We start from the raw sequence: 18,071 nt of genomic DNA, 5'->3' as shown, positions 1-18,071 counted from the left end.
CTTCGATAATCGGTCCGGGAAAACTCCGATCGTCACCCGTGCGTTACGCGCGTGTTTCGAGCGGAGCTTCCCTGAAGGGTGCACTCCCGTGCGACCCAGGTCAAGAGATTCGCGGCAAACGACCCGAATCCACCGAGTCGAGCACTCGCGCGGCACCACCCAGCGCCGCCGCGCCATAACCGAGCGTGGAGGCGACGACCCGGCAGCCCCCGGCGTCCGGCGCGATCACGCGCCCCCGCGTCTCGGTCTCCACCGCGGGCAGCAGCCACGGCGCGAGCGGCACGTAGTAACCGCCCAGGATGACCACCTCGGGGTTGAGCAGGTTGGCCAGCACCGCCACGCCCTTGCCGAGGTTGCGGCCCACGGTGTCGAGGACCCCGAGCGTGCGCGGGTCGCCCCCGCGGGCCAGTCGCACCACCTCGTCGAGTTCGAGTTCGACCTCGGCGGGCGAGATCGTGGCGTGCTCCAGCACGGCGCCGATCCCGGCGACGGCCTCCAGGCAGCCCAGGCGTCCGCACCGGCACTCGGCGCCGAGCGGGTCGAGCTGGATGTGGCCGATCTCGCCGCCGTAGCCCTGGCCTCCCCTGCGCAGCCGGCCGTCGAGGATGATCCCAGCCCCGACCCCGATCTCGCCGGTGAGGTAGACCAGGTTCGCCGTCCCGGCCTGCGGGCCGAAGCGGTGCTCGGCCAGGGCCGCCAGGTTGGCGTCGTTGTCGACCTGGACCGGGAAGCCCGGGTCGCGCAGCGCCTTGGTGAGGTCGCCGCAGAGGTCGGCGTCGCGCCAGCCGAGGTTGGGCGCGATACGCACCGTGCCGTCGGTGCCGATCAGTCCGGGCACGCCCACGGTCAGCCCCAGGACCTGGCGCTCCTGCTTGGTCATCCGGTTCACCACCCGGCGGACGATCCCGGCGACGGTGGCCATCGCCTGCCCCGCCGTACCGGCGGCGCCGGGGAAGGACCTCCGCCAGGACAGCAGTTTCTCCCCCGACAGGTCCACCGCGACCGCGGTGACGTAGTCGACGTTGACCTCGATGCCGATCGCCGCGTACGGCGAGCCGTCGAGCACCAGCATCGTCGCCGGGCGGCCGACCCGGTTCTCCGTCAGGCCGGTCTCCCTGACCAGGCGACGGTCGATCAGATCGGCGACCAGACTGGAGACGGTCGCCTTGTTCAGACCGGTGGACGCCGCGATGTCGGCCCGCGAGCACGGCGCGTGCTCGCGCACGAACCTCAGCACGACGGCGAGGTTGGTGGCCCGCACGTCGGCGAAGTCGGCCGGCCGCGGGTCAGTCGTAGATGTGATCAAGGTGAGTCCCGCTCCCGCTCGGCCAGGCTGGCCCCATCATGCCCCATCGTTCACCAATCTGTGACCGCCCCCCGGCGGCCCGCGATCGGCGGCCCTTGTGGCGGCGGTCACCCTCGACTAATTTGTTTGGTCGAAAGACGAACTAATTCTACCCCGGAGCCATGCTCCACGACACCCCCCGATCCGTCTCGAACCAATGAAGGGAGCGCCCCGTGAAAGATCTTCCCCAGGGCGCGATGACCAGCCGCCGAGGCTTCCTCGGCCTGGTGGGGCTCAGCGCGGCCGCGGTCGCCGGCGGCGGCCTGCTGGCCGCGTGTTCCGCGCCCAGCGGCCCCCGGCCGGGCAGCGGAGGCGCCACGGCCGCCGCGGCGGACAAGCTGACGTCCCTCACCCCCACCTACACCGCCTTCCCCGGCGTCAAGCCCGACCTTCCCGGCACGGTCTCCACGCTGCCCGGAGTCCCCGACGTCAGCGGCGGCTTCACCTCCTACCCGGCCGCCCCCACCGCGGCGCTCACCCAGAAGGCCGGCAAGGGCGGCACCTACAAGGCGATGACCCCGCTCTGGGGCCCGCCGCCGCCCGGCCTGGCGAGCAACTCCTACTTCCAGGCGGTCAACGCCGACATCGGCGCCACCGTGGAGTTCCAGATCACCGACGGTAACGTCTACGGCGACAAGGCGATCGCCAGGCTCGCCGCCGGGGACATCCCGGAGATCATGGTCATCCCGAGCTGGGAGATCGACAAGATGGCGGACTTCAACACCGCCGTCGACAAGGCGTTCGAGGACCTCACCCCCTATCTGCAGGGTGACAAGGTCGCCCCCTACCCGCTGCTGGCCAACCTGCCGACCGCCGCCTGGCAGTGGTCGGTCTGGAACAACAAGCTCATGGCGGTGCCGTTCCCGACCGAGCCGTACCCCTTCGCCCTGCTCTACCGCAAGGACCTGTTCGACAAGAACGGCTGGAACGCCAACCCCAAGACCGCCGACGAGCTGTTCCAGCTCGGCAAGGAGATCACCGACCCCAAGGCCAAGCGCTGGGCGTTCGGCAGCATCCACGAGGTGATGTGGCCGACCTTCCGGATCCCGCAGGACTGGCGGTACGAGGGCGGCAAGCTCGTCCACAAGTACGAGACCCCCGAGTTCGAGCTGATGCTGGAGTTCATGCGGAAGGTCTTCAAGGAGGAGCTGGTCCACCCGAACGTGGTCAGCAGCAAGGGCGCCAACGAGAAGGACCTGATCGGGGCCGGGCAGATCCTCGTCTACCGCGACGGCCTGGGCGGCTGGAAGGAGCTGCTCCAGCAGCATCGGGGCAAGAACCCCGACTTCAACCTGGGTGCCTTCCCGCTCTTCGCCCACGACGGCGGCACGCCGATCATGTACCACAACACCGCGGCGGGCATCTTCACCTTCGTCAAGAAGGGGCTGCCCAAGGAGCAGGTGGAGGAGATCCTCGCCATCCTCAACTGGTGCGCGGCGCCGTACGGGACCAAGGAGTACGAGCTCGCCAACTTCGGCGTGGAGGGAAAGCACTTCACCCGGGGCACGAACGGCATCCCGGAGACGAACGACCTCGGCCGCAAGGAGGTCGCCTACACCTACGGCTTCCTCGGCGGGCGCCCGCTCTACGTGGACTGGCCCTACCCCGACGCGGTCAAGCTCAACGTGGAGTGGCAGAACGCCGGCTTCCCGTTCATCGAGAAGGGCCCCTTCGACGGGATCAGGATCCAGCGGCCGTCGAAGTACTCCGGGCTGCAGGTGCCCACCGAGGACAAGTTCACCGACATCATGCGCGGCCGTCGCCCGGTGAGCGACGCCAAGCAGATCGCCACCGAGTGGCGGCGGGACGGCGGGGACGAGGCCCGCGACTTCTACCTGAAGGTCCTGCGGGACAACGGCCGTGCTTAGCGACCACGCGAAGACCGGACCGGCGGGTGACCTGACCTCACCCGCCGGCACCGGCACCTCCAAGGATGTCCGTAAGAGGGGCCCGAGGACAAGGCGGGCGCGCCCGCAACCCTTCGGATCGCGGCTGAAACGTGACTGGCAGCTGCTGCTGATGGCGCTGCCGGCGATCGGGCTGCTCATCGTGTTCCACTACGTCCCGCTGCTCGGCAACGTGATCGCGTTCCAGGACTACTCGCCGTACGTGGGCATCGCGGACAGCCCGTGGGTGGGGTTCGCCAACTTCCAATGGCTGATGTTCGACCAGAGCTTCTGGGACGCGACGCTCAACACCCTGACGATCACCGCGTTCCAGCTGGTCTTCTACTTCCCGGTGCCGATCCTGCTGGCCGTGCTGCTGGACAGCGTGGTGCGGCCCCGGCTGCGCCTGTTCATCCAGGGCATCGTCTACATGCCGCACTTCTTCTCGTGGGTGCTGGTGGTCACGCTGTTCCAGCAGATGTTCGGCGGCGCGGGCCTGCTCTCGCAGACGCTGCGCGACCACGGCTACAGCGGCATCGATCTCATGACGAATCCGGACACGTTCCTCGTGCTGGTCACCGCGGAGACGGTCTGGAAGGACGCCGGCTGGGGAACGATCATCTTCCTGGCCGCACTGGCGGCCATCAACCAGAACCTCTACGAGGCCGCCGCCGTCGACGGCGCGAGCCGCTGGCGGCGCCTGTGGCACATCACCCTGCCCGGCCTGCGCCCGGTCATCGTGCTGCTGCTGATCCTGCGCCTCGGTGAGGCGCTGAACGTCGGCTTCGAGCAGTTCTTCCTGCAGCGCGACGCGGTCGGCAGGGACGCCGCCGAGGTGCTGGACACCTTCGTGTACTGGCGCACGCTGCTCACCGGCGAGTGGAGCTACGGCGCCGCGGCCGGCCTGGTGAAGGGCCTGGTGGGGCTGGTGCTGATCCTGGTGGCCAACAAGGTCGCCCATCGATTCGGCGAGCAGGGAATCTACAAACGATCATGACGACTCTTCCCCCCTGGGCCGAACGGCCCAGCCGCGTCGGCGCGCTCCTCAAGGGGCTTCTGCTGACGCTCATCACGGTGGGCGTGCTCTTCCCGATCTACATGGTCGTGCTGACCAGCCTGTCCACCCAGGAGGCGGTGACCGAGGCCGGCGGCCTGGTCACCGTGCCGAGCGGGCTCTCCTTCGCCGCGTACCAGGAGCTGTTCGCAGGCGGCGTGGTGACCAGGTCGGTCCTGGTCAGCCTCGGCGTGACCGTCGTCGGCACCGCGATCAGCCTGACCGTCACCGTGCTGGCCGCCTACGGGCTGTCCCGGCCAGGCTCGCTGCTGCACCGGCCGATGCTCTTCCTGGTGCTGCTGACCTTCCTGTTCGGCCCCGGCCTGATCCCCAACTACCTGCTGGTCAGCTCACTGGGGCTGATCGACACGTACTGGTCGCTGATCCTGCCCGGCGCGGTCACCGCGTTCAACCTGGTGGTGATGCGGGCGTTCTTCATGAACATCCCGGACGAGGTGACCGACAGCGCCCGGATCGACGGCGCGGGCGAGTTCCGCATCCTGCGCACGATCGTGCTGCCCATGTCCAAGGGCGTCACGGCGGTCATCGGCCTGTTCTACGCGGTCGGCTACTGGAACTCGTTCTTCAACGCCGTCCTCTACCTCAACGACAACGCCAAGTGGCCACTGCAGGTGGTGCTGCGGCAGTACGTGCTCCAGGGCCAGTCCCTGATCGTCGGCCAGAGCGGAATCGGCACCCTCCCCGGCCAGAGCCCGCCCCCGAGCCTGGCCATCCAGATGGCCATCGTCGTCGTCGCCCTGCTGCCGGTGCTCTTCGTCTACCCGTTCGTCCAACGCCACTTCACCAAGGGGGTCATCATCGGCGCCATCAAGGGGTAACGGCGCAGTGTGCCGGTGCCGCCCCTGTGACCCGGTGACCTCAACTGCCGTCCGCCGGATCCCCGAGCGACCGCGACAGCGCGTCCAGGCGGGCGGCCTCGGCCTCGTTCTCCAGCTGCCGGTACTCCCGGCGGGCCTCCGCCAGGGTACGGCGGGCGGCCGCGAGGTCGCCGCCGCGCGCGTAGACCTCGCCGAGCGCCCCGAGGGTGCGCGCCCTGCCGTAGGCGTTCTGCAGCCGCTCCCACAGGTCCGCGGCGGCGAGCAGGCGGGCGACGCTCCGCCCGTGCCGCCCCTCCTCGCTCTCCAGCAGGCCGAGCCCGTGCAACGCGACCGCCTGACCGTGCTCGTAGTGGCAGGCGGAGCTGGCGGCCAGCCCCCGCTCCAGCGTCCGGCGGGCGTCGGGGTGGCCGCGGTCGGCGTAGAGCTGCCCGAGATGGGCGAGCAACTGCGCCTCCATCAGGGGGTCGGCGAAGGAGCGGGCCATCTCCACGGCCCGGCGGAGCTGTTCGGCCCCCTCGTCGAACCGGCCGAGCCGCTTGCAGATCATGCCGAGCAGGGCGCGCACCACGCACTCGTCGCGCGGGCTGGCCAGTTCCTCGACGATCACCATGGCCTGCCGGGCATGGCCGAGCGCCTCGTCGTAGCGCCCCCGCTCGCTGTCGATGATGCTGAACTGCTGCAGCACGTGGAGCTCGCCGAGCGGGTAGCCGCAGCTCCGGGCGATCTCGGCGCTCTCCTGAAGCCGGAACAGGGCCCGCTCGTAGTCCCCCCGCAACCGGTACGTGTCGCCGCAGAGGTACAGCGCGTCCGCCACGCCGCGCGGCTCACCGAGCTCACGGAAGATCCGGAGGGACCCGTCAGCCCACTCGACCTTGTCGTCGAGCACCGCTCCGGACTTACCGGAGTGCAGATCGGCCAGGTTGCGCAAGATGACCGCCTCGCCCCGGCGGTCGCCGGCCGCCCGGCAGGTGGCCAGCGCCAGCCGATGCGTGCGGACCCCCTCGGAAGCGTCGCGCAGCTCGTAGAAGGTCTGGGCGGCGGCGGCCAGCCCCCATGCGTACCCCGTCTCCCCTATCTCGGCCGACTGCCGCACCAGGGCGGCGATCGCCTGCCGTTCCATCTCGAACCAGGCGAACGGGTCGCTCACCGCGCTCTCCACCGCGGCAGGACACCAGCGGGGCGCGTCGGAGCGCAACACCGCCACGGTACGCGCGGGAAGCAGTTCGTCGGCCCTCTCGGCGAGCAGCAGCCACCCGCCGAACACCCGGGACAGCGCCGCCCGCCGGGTGTCCGCGTCCTCCTCCTGCTCCGCACGGCGGCGGGCGAAGATCCGGATCAGGTCGTGCAGCCGGAACCGCGGCCGCCCCCCGAGGTCGGGGCCGACCTCGTCGACGAGGCGCGCGTCCACCAGGGAGAGCAACCAGTCATCCGCGACCCGCTCCGGCGCACCGGTCAGCGCGGCGGCGGTCCAGGCCGGGAAATCAGGGACGTCGAGCAGCCCGAGCAGCCGGAACAACCGGCGCTGCGACCGGTCCAGGCCCGCGTAGGAGGTGCCGATGGCGGCCCGCACATCGAGGTCACCGGCCCGCAGCCGGTCGAGCCGCGACGTCTCGTCCCGGAGTTCCTCCGCGACGGCGGACAGCCGCCATCTCGGTCGCGTCGCCGCGCGCGCCCCGGCGATCCGCACGGCCAGCGGCAACTGGCCGCACAATCCGACGATCTCCAGCGCGGCGCCGGGCTCCTCCCGGACCCGTCCGGCCGTCACGATCCTGGCGAACAGATCGAGGGCCGCACCGGGCTCAAGCACGTCGAGATCCGCGAAGTAGGCGGACTCCAGGCCGAGCAGCCGCTTGCGGCTGGTCACCAGCACCGCGCAGCCGGCCGCCCCTGGCTGGACCGCTCTGACCTGGGCCTCGGCCTCGGCGTTGTCGGCGAGCACCAGGACCCGCCGGTCCGCGAGCAGGCTGCGGTAGAGCTGGATCCGCTCGGTGAGCGGTTCGGGGACGGCGGGGCCGGGCACCCCGAGGGCACGCAGGAACTGCCCCAGCACCGCGTCGGACGTGGTCTGGCCGGTGAAGTCGGCGTACAGCTGGCCGTCGGGGTAGTTCCTCCTGAGCCGGTGCGCCAGCTGGACGGCCAGTGTGGTCTTCCCCACCCCCGCGCGGCCGGAGATCGCGATCGTGCGGAGCGCCCGACTGTCGTCCGCGGTCAGTACCGCCGTCCAGTGCTCGATCTCCTTCTCCCGGCCGGTGAAGTCGGGCAGGCAGGGCGGGGTCTGCGCCGGGATCCGCCCCTGCCACGCCGGGCGGCGCTCGTCGAGCAGGACCTGCTGGTGCACCCTGCTCAGCTCGGGTCCGGGGTCGACGCCGAGGTCCTCCCGCAGCAGCCGCCGGTGGTCGGCGAAGAACTTGAGCGCCTCCGGGCGCCTTCCCGCCAGGTGCAGGGCCCGGACGAGCAGGACGGCGAGGTCCTCCCGGTACGGATGCTCCGCCACCAGGCTCATGAGCTCCTTCACGAGCTCCTCCGGCCGTCCCCGTTCGAGGTCGCTCTCCATCCGCCAGATGAGCGCCGCCAGCCTGCGCTCGTCGAGCCCGCCGGCGTAGGCGGCCACCGAGGGCGTCACCGGTACGTCCGCCAGCACCGGTCCGCGCCAGAGCGAGAGCGCCCGGCGCACCAGCGGGGAGGCCCCATCCGGGTCACCCCGCGCGCGCAGCCGGATCCCCTCGTCGCAGAGATCCTCGAAACAGGTCGCGTCGACGGCGTCGCGCTCGACGTTCAGCCGGTAACCGCCGTGGCGAGACTGGACGACCTCGGCCCCGCGGTCGTCCAGCAGCCGCCGCAGCGACATGACGTAGCCGCGCACCAGCGTCCGGCACGAAGCGGGGGGCGCGTCCCCCCACAGCTCGTGGACCAGGTGGTCCACCGACACGTTCTGCCCGGCCCGTACGAGCAGCGCGGCCAGCACACCGCGGACCTTGCTCCCGCCGGGTGACACCCAGCGGTCGCCGTCCCACACCTCCAGAGGCCCTAGGCAGCGGAACCTCGTCGATGTCAACAGATCTCCACTCAGCCGGGGCCTGAACAGAATCTCTACGCCATTTCTACGGCACTTCTACGGCGGAGGCCAATGATTCAGTGACCACCAAAGATCGGATCTGCGTTTCTGGAACGCACAGAAAGGAAGAGCTATGGTGCGATCGATCAGCGCCCTGGCCGACCGGCTGCTGAGCCGGCTGGTCCCCGCCGGGCACGCGGACGCCGCGTCCTGCTACTACCAGCAATGTGGCGCCCGGCACTCCAGGTACTGCTGCTACTACCCCGACAGCGGCGTGACCATCTGCGACAGCTGCCTCTACCGGCCCTAGCCCGGATCTCGCTCCCGCCGGCCGGTACTCCCGCCGGCCGGCGGGCCACCAGTGGAGAGGAACGAACACGATGCCCTATCTGATCGCCGCCGTCGTCGTGCTGGGCGTGCTCTGCGGGCTGAACCTCATGCTGATGCTCGCGGTGGTCCGGCGGCTGAAGGAGCACACCCGTATGCTGGCCGACCGGCCCGGGGCGGGCGGCGCGCGGCTGCCCGAGGCCGGATCGGTGGTCGGGCACTTCGACGCGCTGAGCACCGACGGCGAGCCGGTGTCCCGCCACGCGCTCGAACCGGGCACCCTCGTCGGCTTCTTCTCACCCGGCTGCGGGCCGTGCACGGAGAACCTGCCGAAGTTCACCGCGTACGCCGCGGCGCTGCCCGGCGGCCGGGGCCGGGTACTCGCGGTGATCGCCGGCACCGACGACTCCGAGGACATGCGGGTCGCGCTGGCCCGGGTCTCCCGGGTGGTCGTGGAGGCGCACGGGGGGCCGGTGGCCGCCGCCTTCGGGGTGAGCGCCTTTCCCACGTTCTGCGTCCTGGACGGCGAGAGCGTCATCACCGCGGCGGGATTCGACCTCTCGGCGCTGCCGAACCCGGTCACGGTATGACAGCACGGGGAGAGGACCGGCGGTCGCGGCTGGGGGAGCTCGGCGCGGCGCTGCGCCTGGGGTGGCAGGCGGCGCCCCGGCTGCTGCTGGGGTACACGGCGCTCACCGTGGTCACCGCGGCCGCGCCGGTCGCGACCGCCTGGTTGACCAAGGTCGTGCTGGACGGGCTGACCGGCGAGAACGGCCGCGTCATGACCGCGGCGATCGTCCTGGCCTCCGTCGGGGCGCTGACGCTCGCGCTGCCGCACGCGTGCCGTTACCTCCGGGCGGAGCTGGGCCGCTCGATCGCGCTCCGCACCCAGGACCGGCTGTACACGACGGTGAACGGCTTCACCGGGCTGTCGCGGTTCGAGGATCCCGCCTTCCTGGACCGGTTGCGCCTGGCGGAGCAGGCCGCCCGGCACACGCCGGGCCAGATCGTCGAGGGCACGCTCGGCATCGCCCAGAGCGTGATCACGGTGCTTGGCTTCGTCGCCTCGCTCGCGGTGATCAGCCCGATCATCACCGTGGCCGTGCTGGGCGCCGCCGTGCCCACGCTGATCGCGGAGATCTCCCTCAGCCGCCGCCGTGCCCGGCTGATGTGGAACATCAGCCCCGTCGAACGCAGGGAGATCTTCTACGCCCGGCTGCTCGGCGATGTGCAGGCGGCCAAGGAGATCCGGCTCTTCGGGCTCGGCGACTTCCTCCGCGGGCGGATGCGGGCCGAGCGGGTGCGTGCGAACGGGCAGCACCGGCGACTGGACCGCCGCGAGCTGATCACGCAGGCGGCACTGAGCCTGGTGAGCGCGGGCACGGCGGGGGCCGGGCTGGTCATGGCGATCGGTGCGGCGCTGAACGGCTCGGGCACCGCGGGGGACATCTCCATGTTCGTGGTGGCGGTGGCCTCCGTGCAGACGTCGCTGACCTCCCTGGCGGAGCAGGCGGCCTACACCCACCAGGAGCTGCTGATGTTCGGCCACTACCTGGCCGTCGAGCGGCTGGAGCCCGACCTGCCACCGCCGGCCCGGCCCCGGCGGCTCCCCCCGGCCGGCGACATCGAGCTGCGTGATGTCTGGTTCCGTTACAGCGAGGACCATCCGTGGATCCTGCGCGGGGTGGACCTGACCATTCCCCACGGGTCGACCGTGGCCCTGGTCGGCCTGAACGGGGCGGGGAAGAGCACGCTGGTGAAACTCCTGTGCCGTTTCTACGAGCCGACGTCCGGCTCGATTCACTGGGGCGGGATCGATCTGCGGGACGTACCCGCCGTCGATCTCAGGAAACGGCTGGGAGTGGTCTTCCAGGACTACATGTCCTACGACTTCACCGCGGCGGAGAACATCGGGCTCGGCGACCTGACCGCGATCGAGGACCGGGATCGGATCGTGGCCGCCGCGGAGCGGGCGGGTGTCGACGACATCGTGCGGCGGCTGCCGCACGGGTACGACACCATGCTGAGCCGCACCTTCTTCATGGAGGCGGACAGGGACGACCCGGTCACCGGGGTGGTCCTGTCCGGCGGGCAGTGGCAGCGCCTGGCACTGGCCCGGGCGCTGCTCCGGGACGACTGCGACATGATGATCCTCGACGAGCCGAGCGCCGGGCTGGACGCCCAGGCCGAACACGAGGTCCACCGCCGGCTGCGGCTGCTGCGGGCGGGCCGGACCAGCCTGCTCATCTCGCACCGGCTCGGCGCGGTTCGCGACGCGGACCTGATCGTGGTGCTGGAGGACGGGCGGATCGCCGAGCGGGGCGACCACCACGAGCTGTACCGGGCGGACGGCCCGTACGCGCGGCTGTTCCGTCTCCAGGCGGACGGCTACCGGGACGAGGTCGCCGTCACCGGGGCAAAACCGTGACCGGGCCGCTCCTGGGCGTCCTCGCCGCGGCGGTCCTGGCGGGCCTGCTCTGGACCCGGCGGCGCTTCCTCGTGGTGACGGTACACGGGGTGAGCATGGAACCCACCTACCGGGAGGGCGAGCGGCTCCTGATCCGCCGGGCGTCCCTGGCCGCGGTCCACCCGGGGCAGGTCGTGGTGATGACGAATCCGGTCCCTCCCGGACAGTGGATCATCAAGCGCGCGGCCGCCGTGCCCGGCGACCCGGTGCCCGGGGAGGTGGCGGTGGCCACGCGGGCCGCCCCCGGCGCCCGGGTACCGGCGGGCTGCCTGGTACTGCTGGGCGACAACCCCGCCGCCAGCGTCGACTCCCGGAGGTTCGGTTACTTCTCCGGGGGGCGGCTGCTCGGTGTGGTGTCCCGCCGCCTGGGCGCCCGGGAGCGGGTCACGGACCAGGTCGCCGCCGACCGCGGACGCCGGTCGGGATCGCCGCCGTGGCCGGATCCCGGCCCGTAGCCAGGCCCGGCAGTAGGCCGCACAGCGCCCGCGACCGGCACGGACCTGCCGGCCCGTGCCGGTCGGCCATCACCTACCCGTGCGCCGGCACCGCGAAGTGCCGCCACGAGTTGTGGAACCGCTCGGGCAGTGCCACCCGATGATGATCGGAGTCCGGCTCGCACAGTACTACGCCGTCCGGCTCCGCATCGCGCAGTTTCGCCAGGAACGTGTTCCTCTCATCGGCGCCGGACGCGGTGTCCCGCAGGTGGTGCAGCGCGAATGCGGCGTTCACCACCAGCGGGCGTGGTGCTCGGCGCACCAGCTCCCAGTCCTCGTCGGTCATGTGCTCGGCGAAGCGGGGCACCTGATGGAAGTCCAGCGGGACACGAGTGTCGCGGATGGATCGTTCGGCCTGGTGGAGGCTGCCCACTGCGGGGTCCACCCCGATCACCGTCAGCCGCCCGGGTGCCTGGCCGCGACTCGCGAGCGCGGCGAGCACCGCCGCCTCCTGGCCTCCCGAGCCTATGCCCACCGACATCAGGGTGGCCGTGTCCCGCCCGGCGAGGTGACCGGCGAGCAGCGCACCGCCGATACGACCGGCCAGAATCACCACCGGCAGGTGTTCGGCAACCAGGTCGAACAACTCGATTTGCGGCCGCTCGAAACGGCACAGATACAGATTGTCCCGCTCATCCTGGTGAGTGCCGAGCCGACGGGCCAAGGCGTCGTGGTAGAGCAGGTAGAGGAAGTCATCGCCCACTTTCTCGGGGGCGATCAGGCCGCGTAGCTTGTCCAGCCAGCGCCGGGCGGTGTCAGTGCGGCCCGCGTCCGTTTCTTCCACGGCGCGGCACAGCATGTCGAATGCATGAACACTCACGTTGGTCCTCTTTACTTCTGTGCATGACGGCTGCCCGGTGGCATGGGCCGCGAGTGTCTTTTCCGCCGCACTCCGGAAGGTGGCCAGGCCACGGCACGCGTCCGCTGCGCCGCCAGGCACGTTCGGGGAGCAGGGCACGGCCGGTAAAGCCGGTCGTCTGACGGCTCGGGCGCCCATTTGGGTCCATGGTCGGAGTGAATCTCGATTTCGAATGGGACCACTACGCACCGATCCGTACGCGCTGCCTCTCGTTTCTCCCGGTGACTTTTTCCGTGAAAGAATGACGTCGGCCCCCACGAGAAGATCCCTGAGCCGGGAAAACGTCTTCCCGCCTGCTTTCTCCTCGTCAAGCGCATAATTGGACAGCACTCTTGGAATTGACTTGTATGCGCTTTGGAATCGGCTTAGTGCTCCGATGGAGCACACCAGGCGATGTTCGGGCCTCAGCAGGACCGTCGACCAGGTGCCCGGACCGGCGGCGGATCGGCACATCGCGATGACGCGGTTCCCAGTCCGTCTCACCCGCGAGTCGGTCGCCGCCCTATCCGGTTCCAAGTCGCTCACAAGCGGCATGAGCCATGCTCGTCGCCATGCGAAACAGGGGCGACGGCGGTGAGAAGGCGACCAGGTGGGCGCGGATCGGCCCGTGGACGGTGCCCTGGCACCTGGCCTGGTGGTTCACCGCCGTCCTGGTCGCGGTGGCCGCAGCGCATTTCGTGCTGCTCTGGGAGCACCCCGGCACGTCCCTGACGATCTTCAACCTGCTCGCGCTCGCGTTCTACTTCTGGGCCTACGGCCAGTGGCGCCGCCGCTTCGAGCCCGAACTGGAGTCGTCCGGCGCGCAGCAATGGCTGGTCCTGCTATTCGCGTTGATCCTGGCGCTGGTCCTGTGGCCGGTCGGAAGTTGCGGCCCGCCCATCGGAACGCTGATCCCCTGGTTCGGCGACGACCCCACGGAATGCGGAGGCCTGGAAGCGAGAATGACCCAGCTCACCCTGCTGGGCCTGCTGGCCATCCCGCTGGCGGTCTCCACCGCCGTCAACCGCGCCCGCGGCTGACCTCGTCCACGGTTTCCGTACCGACAGGTGCCACGACGCGGACTTGGCCACGGGAACACCCCGGCCGCGGTGGCTCGTTCCCCGCGATCGGCGAACTGGCCGACGGGGTACAGCGGGGCGTGAGCGTGGGCCCTTCCTTTGGACATTGCCCGGGGCCGGGCAATGTCCAAAGGAGTCAGTGGTCAGGCCAGAGCCCGGTGGCCGCCAGCGCCTCCTGCGGGGACGAGACGTACCTGACGCCGGCGACCGGACGCCCCGCACCGTCGAGCAACCGCCAGCCGCCGAGCTGGACCACCGGGGCGCGGCCGTGGCGCATCGCGAGCGCCAGTTCCGACAAGGTGCCCCACGATCCACCGACGACGATCACCGCGTCGCCCGAGTTGACGATGATGTTGTTTCGCGCCTCCCCGACGCCGGTCGGGATCACGATGGAAAGGTCCGGGCCGGCATGCTCCCGGTCCGCTCGGGACAGGATGCCGACCACCGTCCCGCCCGCCGAGCGGGCGCCGGACGCCACGGCGGCCATGACTCCCGTGTAACCACCGCAGATCACCACCGCGCCGCGCTCCGCCAGCAGCCGGCCGATCTCGCGGGCATTGGACTCGTCCTCGCCGGTGCAGTCACGCGGACCGCAAACCGCTACCTGAATCGTCACGATGAGACCTTTCCAGCGAGCGGTGAACCGGCCTGGCCGTACGCCGACATCACGGTGTGAGAGTAACGTCGCCGCCGGTGGGACCGGCGGCGACGTTACTCTCAGGCCCCCTTGGACAGGGCCGCGAACTCGTCGTCGGTCAGTTCGACGCCCGCGGCGGCGATGTTGTCCTCCAGGTGGGCGACCTTCGAGGTGCCGGGGATGGGGAGCATCACCGGGGAGCGCTTCAGCAGCCAGGCCAGGGCGAGCTGGGACGGGGTGGCGCCGTGTGCCCTGGCCGCCTCGGCGAGCGGGCCGCCCTCCTCGGCCAGCTTGCCGGTGGCGAGCGGGAACCACGGGATGAAGCCGATGCCGTTGGCCTCGGAGTACTCCAGCAGCGGCTCGGCGTCGCGCTGGGCGAGGTTGTAGAGGTTCTGCACCGAGACGATCCTCGCGTACCTGCCCGCCTCCTCGACCTGCCCGACGCTGACCTCGCTGAGGCCGATGTGCCGGATCTTGCCCTCCTGCTGCAGCAGGGCGAGCTCCCCGACCTGGTCGGCGAGGGGCACCTTGGCGTCGATGCGGTGCAGCTGGAACAGGTCGATCCGCTCCACGCCGAGGTGGCGCAGGCTCAGCTCGGCCTGCTGGCGCAGGTACTCGGGGCGGCCGACCGGGCGCCAGTCGTCGGGGCCCGACCGGGTGAGCCCCGCCTTGGTCGCGATGACCAGGTCCTCGGGATAGGGGTGCAGCGCCTTCCTGATCAGCAGCTCGGAGACGAACGGGCCATAGGAGTCGGCGGTGTCGATGAAGGTGACGCCCAGCTCGACGGCGCGGCGCAGCACGCGGACCGCCTCCTCGGGGTCGCTCGGCTCCCCCCACACGCCCTTCCCGGTGAGCTGCATCGCCCCGTACCCCAGGCGGTTGACCGTGAGGTCGCCCCCGATGGCGAACTGGCCCGACGCCTCGGCCGGGCGATTCGTGGTCGTCATAATGCTCTCCCCTGCTACCAAACCGAATTTTCACCGTGACTACGGAGAGAAATCACAGCAGATCTCCTCTCCTTCCGCCATTACCCACGGACCCCCACTACGCACCTGGCCCGCTCCCGCCGAGGGGGGCGGGAGCGGGCCAGGTGGAGGAACGGGGGCGGTCAGCGGGTGAAGGTCACGTCCTTGACCCGCAGGGCACCCCTGAAGACCAGGTAGACGTCCTGCTTACCCCGTACGCCGGTGACCGGGGCGCCGGCGGTGGCCCAGGAGTAGTTCCCGCCGGTGGCGGTCACCGGCACGGTCCCGGCGAGCCTGCCGGTCGGGGAGCCGAGCCGGATCTCGACCGAGGAGGCGGCACTCGCCGCGACCCCGAGCCGCACGCCGGTGACCCCGGCCCGGAAGTCCGCGTCCTTGAAGGCGATCCACTCGCCCGCCGAGGCGCCGACCGCGTCACCGCGGACCTTGGTCTCGTCGACCAGCTCGACCCCCGCGTAGTCGTCGAAGTCGGCGGCGCGGGTGGGCCGGGTGAGATCGCGGGGACCGATCCGCTCGCCGTCCACCCGTACGGTCACGCGCTGCCGGACGACGTCCGAGGACGAGCCGACCATGACGTCGTGGGTGGACGGCTCCACCGCGAAGCGACCCCTGGTCACGTCCCACAGGGCCAGGTCCGCGGTCTTGAGCGAGAACTGCACCGTCTTCGACTCCCCCGGGGCCAGCCGCACCCGCTGGAAGCCGCGCAGCTGCTTGACCGGCTGCTCCACCCGGGAGGCGTGCTGGTGGGTGTAGAGCTGGACCACCTCGTCGCCCGCGCGCGAGCCGGTGTTGGTCACCTTGACGCTCACCTCGTACCCATCGCTCCTGGCGGTGGCCTTGAGGCCCTGGTAGCCGAACGTGGTGTAGCTCAGGCCGTGGCCGAAGGCGTACAGCGGCTTGGCCTTGGAGTACAGGTAGGTCGCACCGGTCTTGACGATGTCGTAGTCGAGGATGTCCGGCAGGGTGGCACCGGCCCTGGGCCAGGTCTGGGTGAGGCGGCCGGCCGGGTTGGCGTCGCCGTACAGCAGGTCGGCCAGCGCGTTGCCGGTCTCGGCTCCGGCGTGCGTGGTCCACAGGATCGCCGGGACCTTCTCCTGCAGCCGGTCGATCGTGGTCGGGTAGCTGTTCTCCAGCACGACCACGGTGTTCGGGTTGGCGGCGTGCACCGCCTCCACCAGCGCCCGCTGTCCCTCGGCGAGACCGAGGTCGGTCCGGTCGTGGTCCTCACGGCCGTTGATGAACGGCATGCTGCCGACCACGACCACCGCCACCTCGGCGCCCTTCGCCGCCGCGACCGCCTCGGCGATCCCGCTGCGCACCGTCTCCTTCTCGAAGCGGGTGGCGTCCTCGGCTGTGGTCAGGCTGAGCGTGCCGTCGGCCGCGGCCTTGACGTACTTGTTCGGGCCGAACCAGTCGTAGGCGGTCTCGTAGCCGGCGTAGCGCAGCAGCGTCGTGCCGTCGGCCTGCGCCTCCAGCTTGAACTGCTCCTGGACGAACCAGCCGGTGGGCTGTTCCTGGTTGTTGACCAGGGTGGACCAGTTCGCCCGGCTGACGTATCTGCCGTTGGCGACGCTGCGCAGGGTGACGATCCCCTGGCCCCAGTCGAAGACGTCGAACTGCTCGGTCGCGCCCGCGGTGGTCGCCGAGAGCTTCAGGTCGGCACCGGCCCCGGTGCCCGCGGTGAGGTACCTGCCGCCGGACTTCAGCGCGATCCGGTCGACGCCCTCGCTGGTGACGGCGGCGGCGGACCGCGCCCTGATCCCCTCCAGCGGGGTGACCTCGTAGGGCAGCCTGCCGGAGTACCAGTCGGTGTAGAGGGTGTCGGCCAGCGGGCCGACCACCGCGACCTTCTTGGCGGGGCTGAGCGGCAGGGTCTTCCCGGAGTTCTTCAGCAGCACCGCCGCCTCGGCCGCGGTCCGCCGGGCCAGCGCGCGGTGCGCGGGGCTGTCGACCACGTCCTTGGTGATCTTCCCGTACGGCCCGCCGTCCGGGTCGAACTCGCCGAGCCGGAACCGGATGCCGAGGATGTTGCGTACCGCGGTGTCGATGTCGGCCTGGGTCAGCAACCCTCGCGTCAGCGCCTCGTTGACCGCGGCCACCGTCGGGGCGGCGTTGGTGTCGTTCACCGTGAAGCTCTCCACGCCCGCCTTGAGCATGGCGGCGGCGGCCTCGGCCTGGGTGGCGAAGTAGCCCTGGGAGCCGGTGAGGTTGTTGGGCCCGCCGGCGTCGGAGACGTTGAACAGCGGCCTGTCGGTCCAGGTCCTGACCGTGGAGTTGAGGTCGGTGACCGTGGCGGGCCGCCCGTTGATCAGGTTGTAGGCGGTCATCACACCGGTGGCCGCGCCCGCCTGCAGCGCGGTCTTGAACGCCGGGACGTCGTACTCGTTGAGGACGCGCGGGCGCAGGCTGGAGGAGGTCGTGTCGCGGCGGACCTCGTTGTTGTTGGCCAGGAAGTGCTTGAGCACCGGGGCCGCCCGCAGGTGGTCCGGGTCGTCGCCCTGGATGCCCGAGCCGTACGCGGTGGAGATCGCGCCGGTGAGCAGCGGGTCCTCGGAGTAGCCCTCCTCGTTGCGGCCCCAGCGGGGGTCGCGGAGCAGGTTGACCACCGGCGCCCAGAGCTGCAGGCCCCACAGCCGGGGGTTCTCCGCGTGGTAGCCCCTGGCCTCGTCGCCGACGGCGGCGCCGACCTTCTTGATCAGGTCGGGATTCCAGGTGCTGGCCAGGCCGACGGCCTGCGGGAACACGGTCCCCTCGGCGGTCACCACGCTGCCGCCGTTGTCGATGTCGGTGGACCAGGCGACGCCGTGCAGCGCCTCGGTGCCGGTCTTGAACAGCCCGATGCCCAGGCGGTCCACCGCGGGCTGGTACTGGTGGAGCCAGGAGATCTTCTCGGCCTGGGTGAGCCGGCCGAGCAGGTCGTCGACGCGCTGGCTCAGCGGGAGCGAGGGATCACGGAAGGGGTACTCGTAGGCCGCGCGGGCCGGGGCCGCGCACAACCCCAGGGTCAGGGCCGTCGCGGCCACGGCCGCGACGGCCCTGGTCGCTGCCTTGGTCGATAAGGACATCT

General features: G+C 70.8%; 14 protein-coding genes. 8 read left to right on the top strand and 6 right to left on the bottom strand.

The window, feature by feature from the left end:
* Positions 1-100 precede the first annotated feature (100 nt).
* Entirely contained in the window at positions 101-1,306 is a 1,206-nt protein-coding gene (locus ACQP0P_RS08670) for an ROK family protein (protein WP_433373289.1), read from the bottom strand.
* A 212-nt stretch (positions 1,307-1,518) separates the two neighbouring features.
* On the opposite strand from ACQP0P_RS08670, the gene ACQP0P_RS08665 reads away from it, so the two are divergent.
* The 3 genes from ACQP0P_RS08665 to ACQP0P_RS08655 are packed head-to-tail and all read left to right on the top strand — an operon-like array spanning position 1,519 to position 5,124.
* The gene (locus ACQP0P_RS08665) at positions 1,519-3,213 is read left to right on the top strand and encodes an extracellular solute-binding protein (protein WP_433373286.1); all 1,695 of its coding nucleotides are present in this window, start codon (positions 1,519-1,521) and stop codon (positions 3,211-3,213) included.
* Positions 3,206-4,228 (top strand): ABC transporter permease, encoded by a 1,023-nt coding sequence (locus tag ACQP0P_RS08660; protein ID WP_433373283.1) that lies wholly within the window; start codon positions 3,206-3,208, stop codon positions 4,226-4,228. The genes ACQP0P_RS08665 and ACQP0P_RS08660 overlap by 8 nt, the downstream gene beginning before the upstream one ends.
* Entirely contained in the window at positions 4,225-5,124 is a 900-nt protein-coding gene (locus ACQP0P_RS08655; protein ID WP_433373280.1) for a carbohydrate ABC transporter permease, read from the top strand. The genes ACQP0P_RS08660 and ACQP0P_RS08655 overlap by 4 nt, the downstream gene beginning before the upstream one ends.
* Positions 5,125-5,164: 40 nt before the next feature.
* Here the strand turns inward: ACQP0P_RS08655 and ACQP0P_RS08650 are convergent, their stop codons facing one another.
* Positions 5,165-8,179, bottom strand: coding sequence for a BTAD domain-containing putative transcriptional regulator (locus ACQP0P_RS08650; RefSeq protein ID WP_433373277.1), 3,015 nt, complete (start codon positions 8,177-8,179; stop codon positions 5,165-5,167).
* Positions 8,180-8,312: 133 nt separating this feature from the next.
* On the opposite strand from ACQP0P_RS08650, the gene ACQP0P_RS08645 reads away from it, so the two are divergent.
* The 4 genes from ACQP0P_RS08645 to ACQP0P_RS08630 all read left to right on the top strand — a co-directional run bounded on the left by ACQP0P_RS08645 (position 8,313) and on the right by ACQP0P_RS08630 (position 11,428).
* Positions 8,313-8,489, top strand: a complete 177-nt coding sequence (locus tag ACQP0P_RS08645) for a hypothetical protein (protein ID WP_433373274.1) — start codon at positions 8,313-8,315, stop codon at positions 8,487-8,489.
* A gap of 70 nt (positions 8,490-8,559) precedes the next feature.
* A complete protein-coding gene (locus ACQP0P_RS08640) occupies positions 8,560-9,096 on the top strand; it encodes a TlpA disulfide reductase family protein (protein WP_433373272.1) in 537 nt (178 codons plus the stop codon).
* Positions 9,093-10,934: an ABC transporter ATP-binding protein gene (locus ACQP0P_RS08635; RefSeq protein WP_433373269.1), complete on the top strand. Its 1,842-nt coding sequence runs from the start codon at positions 9,093-9,095 to the stop codon at positions 10,932-10,934. Before ACQP0P_RS08640 ends, ACQP0P_RS08635 begins: the two co-directional genes overlap by 4 nt.
* Positions 10,931-11,428, top strand: coding sequence for a S26 family signal peptidase (locus ACQP0P_RS08630; RefSeq protein WP_433373266.1), 498 nt, complete (start codon positions 10,931-10,933; stop codon positions 11,426-11,428). The genes ACQP0P_RS08635 and ACQP0P_RS08630 overlap by 4 nt, the downstream gene beginning before the upstream one ends.
* A gap of 73 nt (positions 11,429-11,501) precedes the next feature.
* Here the strand turns inward: ACQP0P_RS08630 and ACQP0P_RS08625 are convergent, their stop codons facing one another.
* Positions 11,502-12,287, bottom strand: coding sequence for a GRAS family protein (locus tag ACQP0P_RS08625; RefSeq protein WP_433373263.1), 786 nt, complete (start codon positions 12,285-12,287; stop codon positions 11,502-11,504).
* Positions 12,288-12,877: 590 nt separating this feature from the next.
* On the opposite strand from ACQP0P_RS08625, the gene ACQP0P_RS08620 reads away from it, so the two are divergent.
* Entirely contained in the window at positions 12,878-13,345 is a 468-nt protein-coding gene (locus ACQP0P_RS08620; protein WP_433373260.1) for a hypothetical protein, read from the top strand.
* Positions 13,346-13,520: 175 nt separating this feature from the next.
* Here ACQP0P_RS08620 and ACQP0P_RS08615 read toward each other — a convergent pair whose 3' ends face one another.
* From ACQP0P_RS08615 to ACQP0P_RS08605, 3 genes are all read right to left on the bottom strand, one after another.
* Positions 13,521-14,000 (bottom strand): TIGR00725 family protein, encoded by a 480-nt coding sequence (locus tag ACQP0P_RS08615; protein ID WP_433373257.1) that lies wholly within the window; start codon positions 13,998-14,000, stop codon positions 13,521-13,523.
* Positions 14,001-14,101: 101 nt separating this feature from the next.
* On the bottom strand, positions 14,102-14,968 hold the full coding sequence (locus ACQP0P_RS08610) for an aldo/keto reductase (protein ID WP_433373254.1): 867 nt from the start codon (positions 14,966-14,968) through the stop codon (positions 14,102-14,104).
* A 161-nt stretch (positions 14,969-15,129) separates the two neighbouring features.
* Positions 15,130-18,069: a glycoside hydrolase family 3 C-terminal domain-containing protein gene (locus ACQP0P_RS08605; protein ID WP_433373251.1), complete on the bottom strand. Its 2,940-nt coding sequence runs from the start codon at positions 18,067-18,069 to the stop codon at positions 15,130-15,132.
* Positions 18,070-18,071 lie beyond the last annotated feature (2 nt).

Source organism: Streptosporangium sp. CA-115845 (assembly GCF_050943795.1).
In the GTDB taxonomy this organism is placed as follows: domain Bacteria; phylum Actinomycetota; class Actinomycetes; order Streptosporangiales; family Streptosporangiaceae; genus Streptosporangium.
Note: the sequence above shows the minus strand (reverse complement) of the source record. Positions and strands in the feature narration are given on the sequence as shown.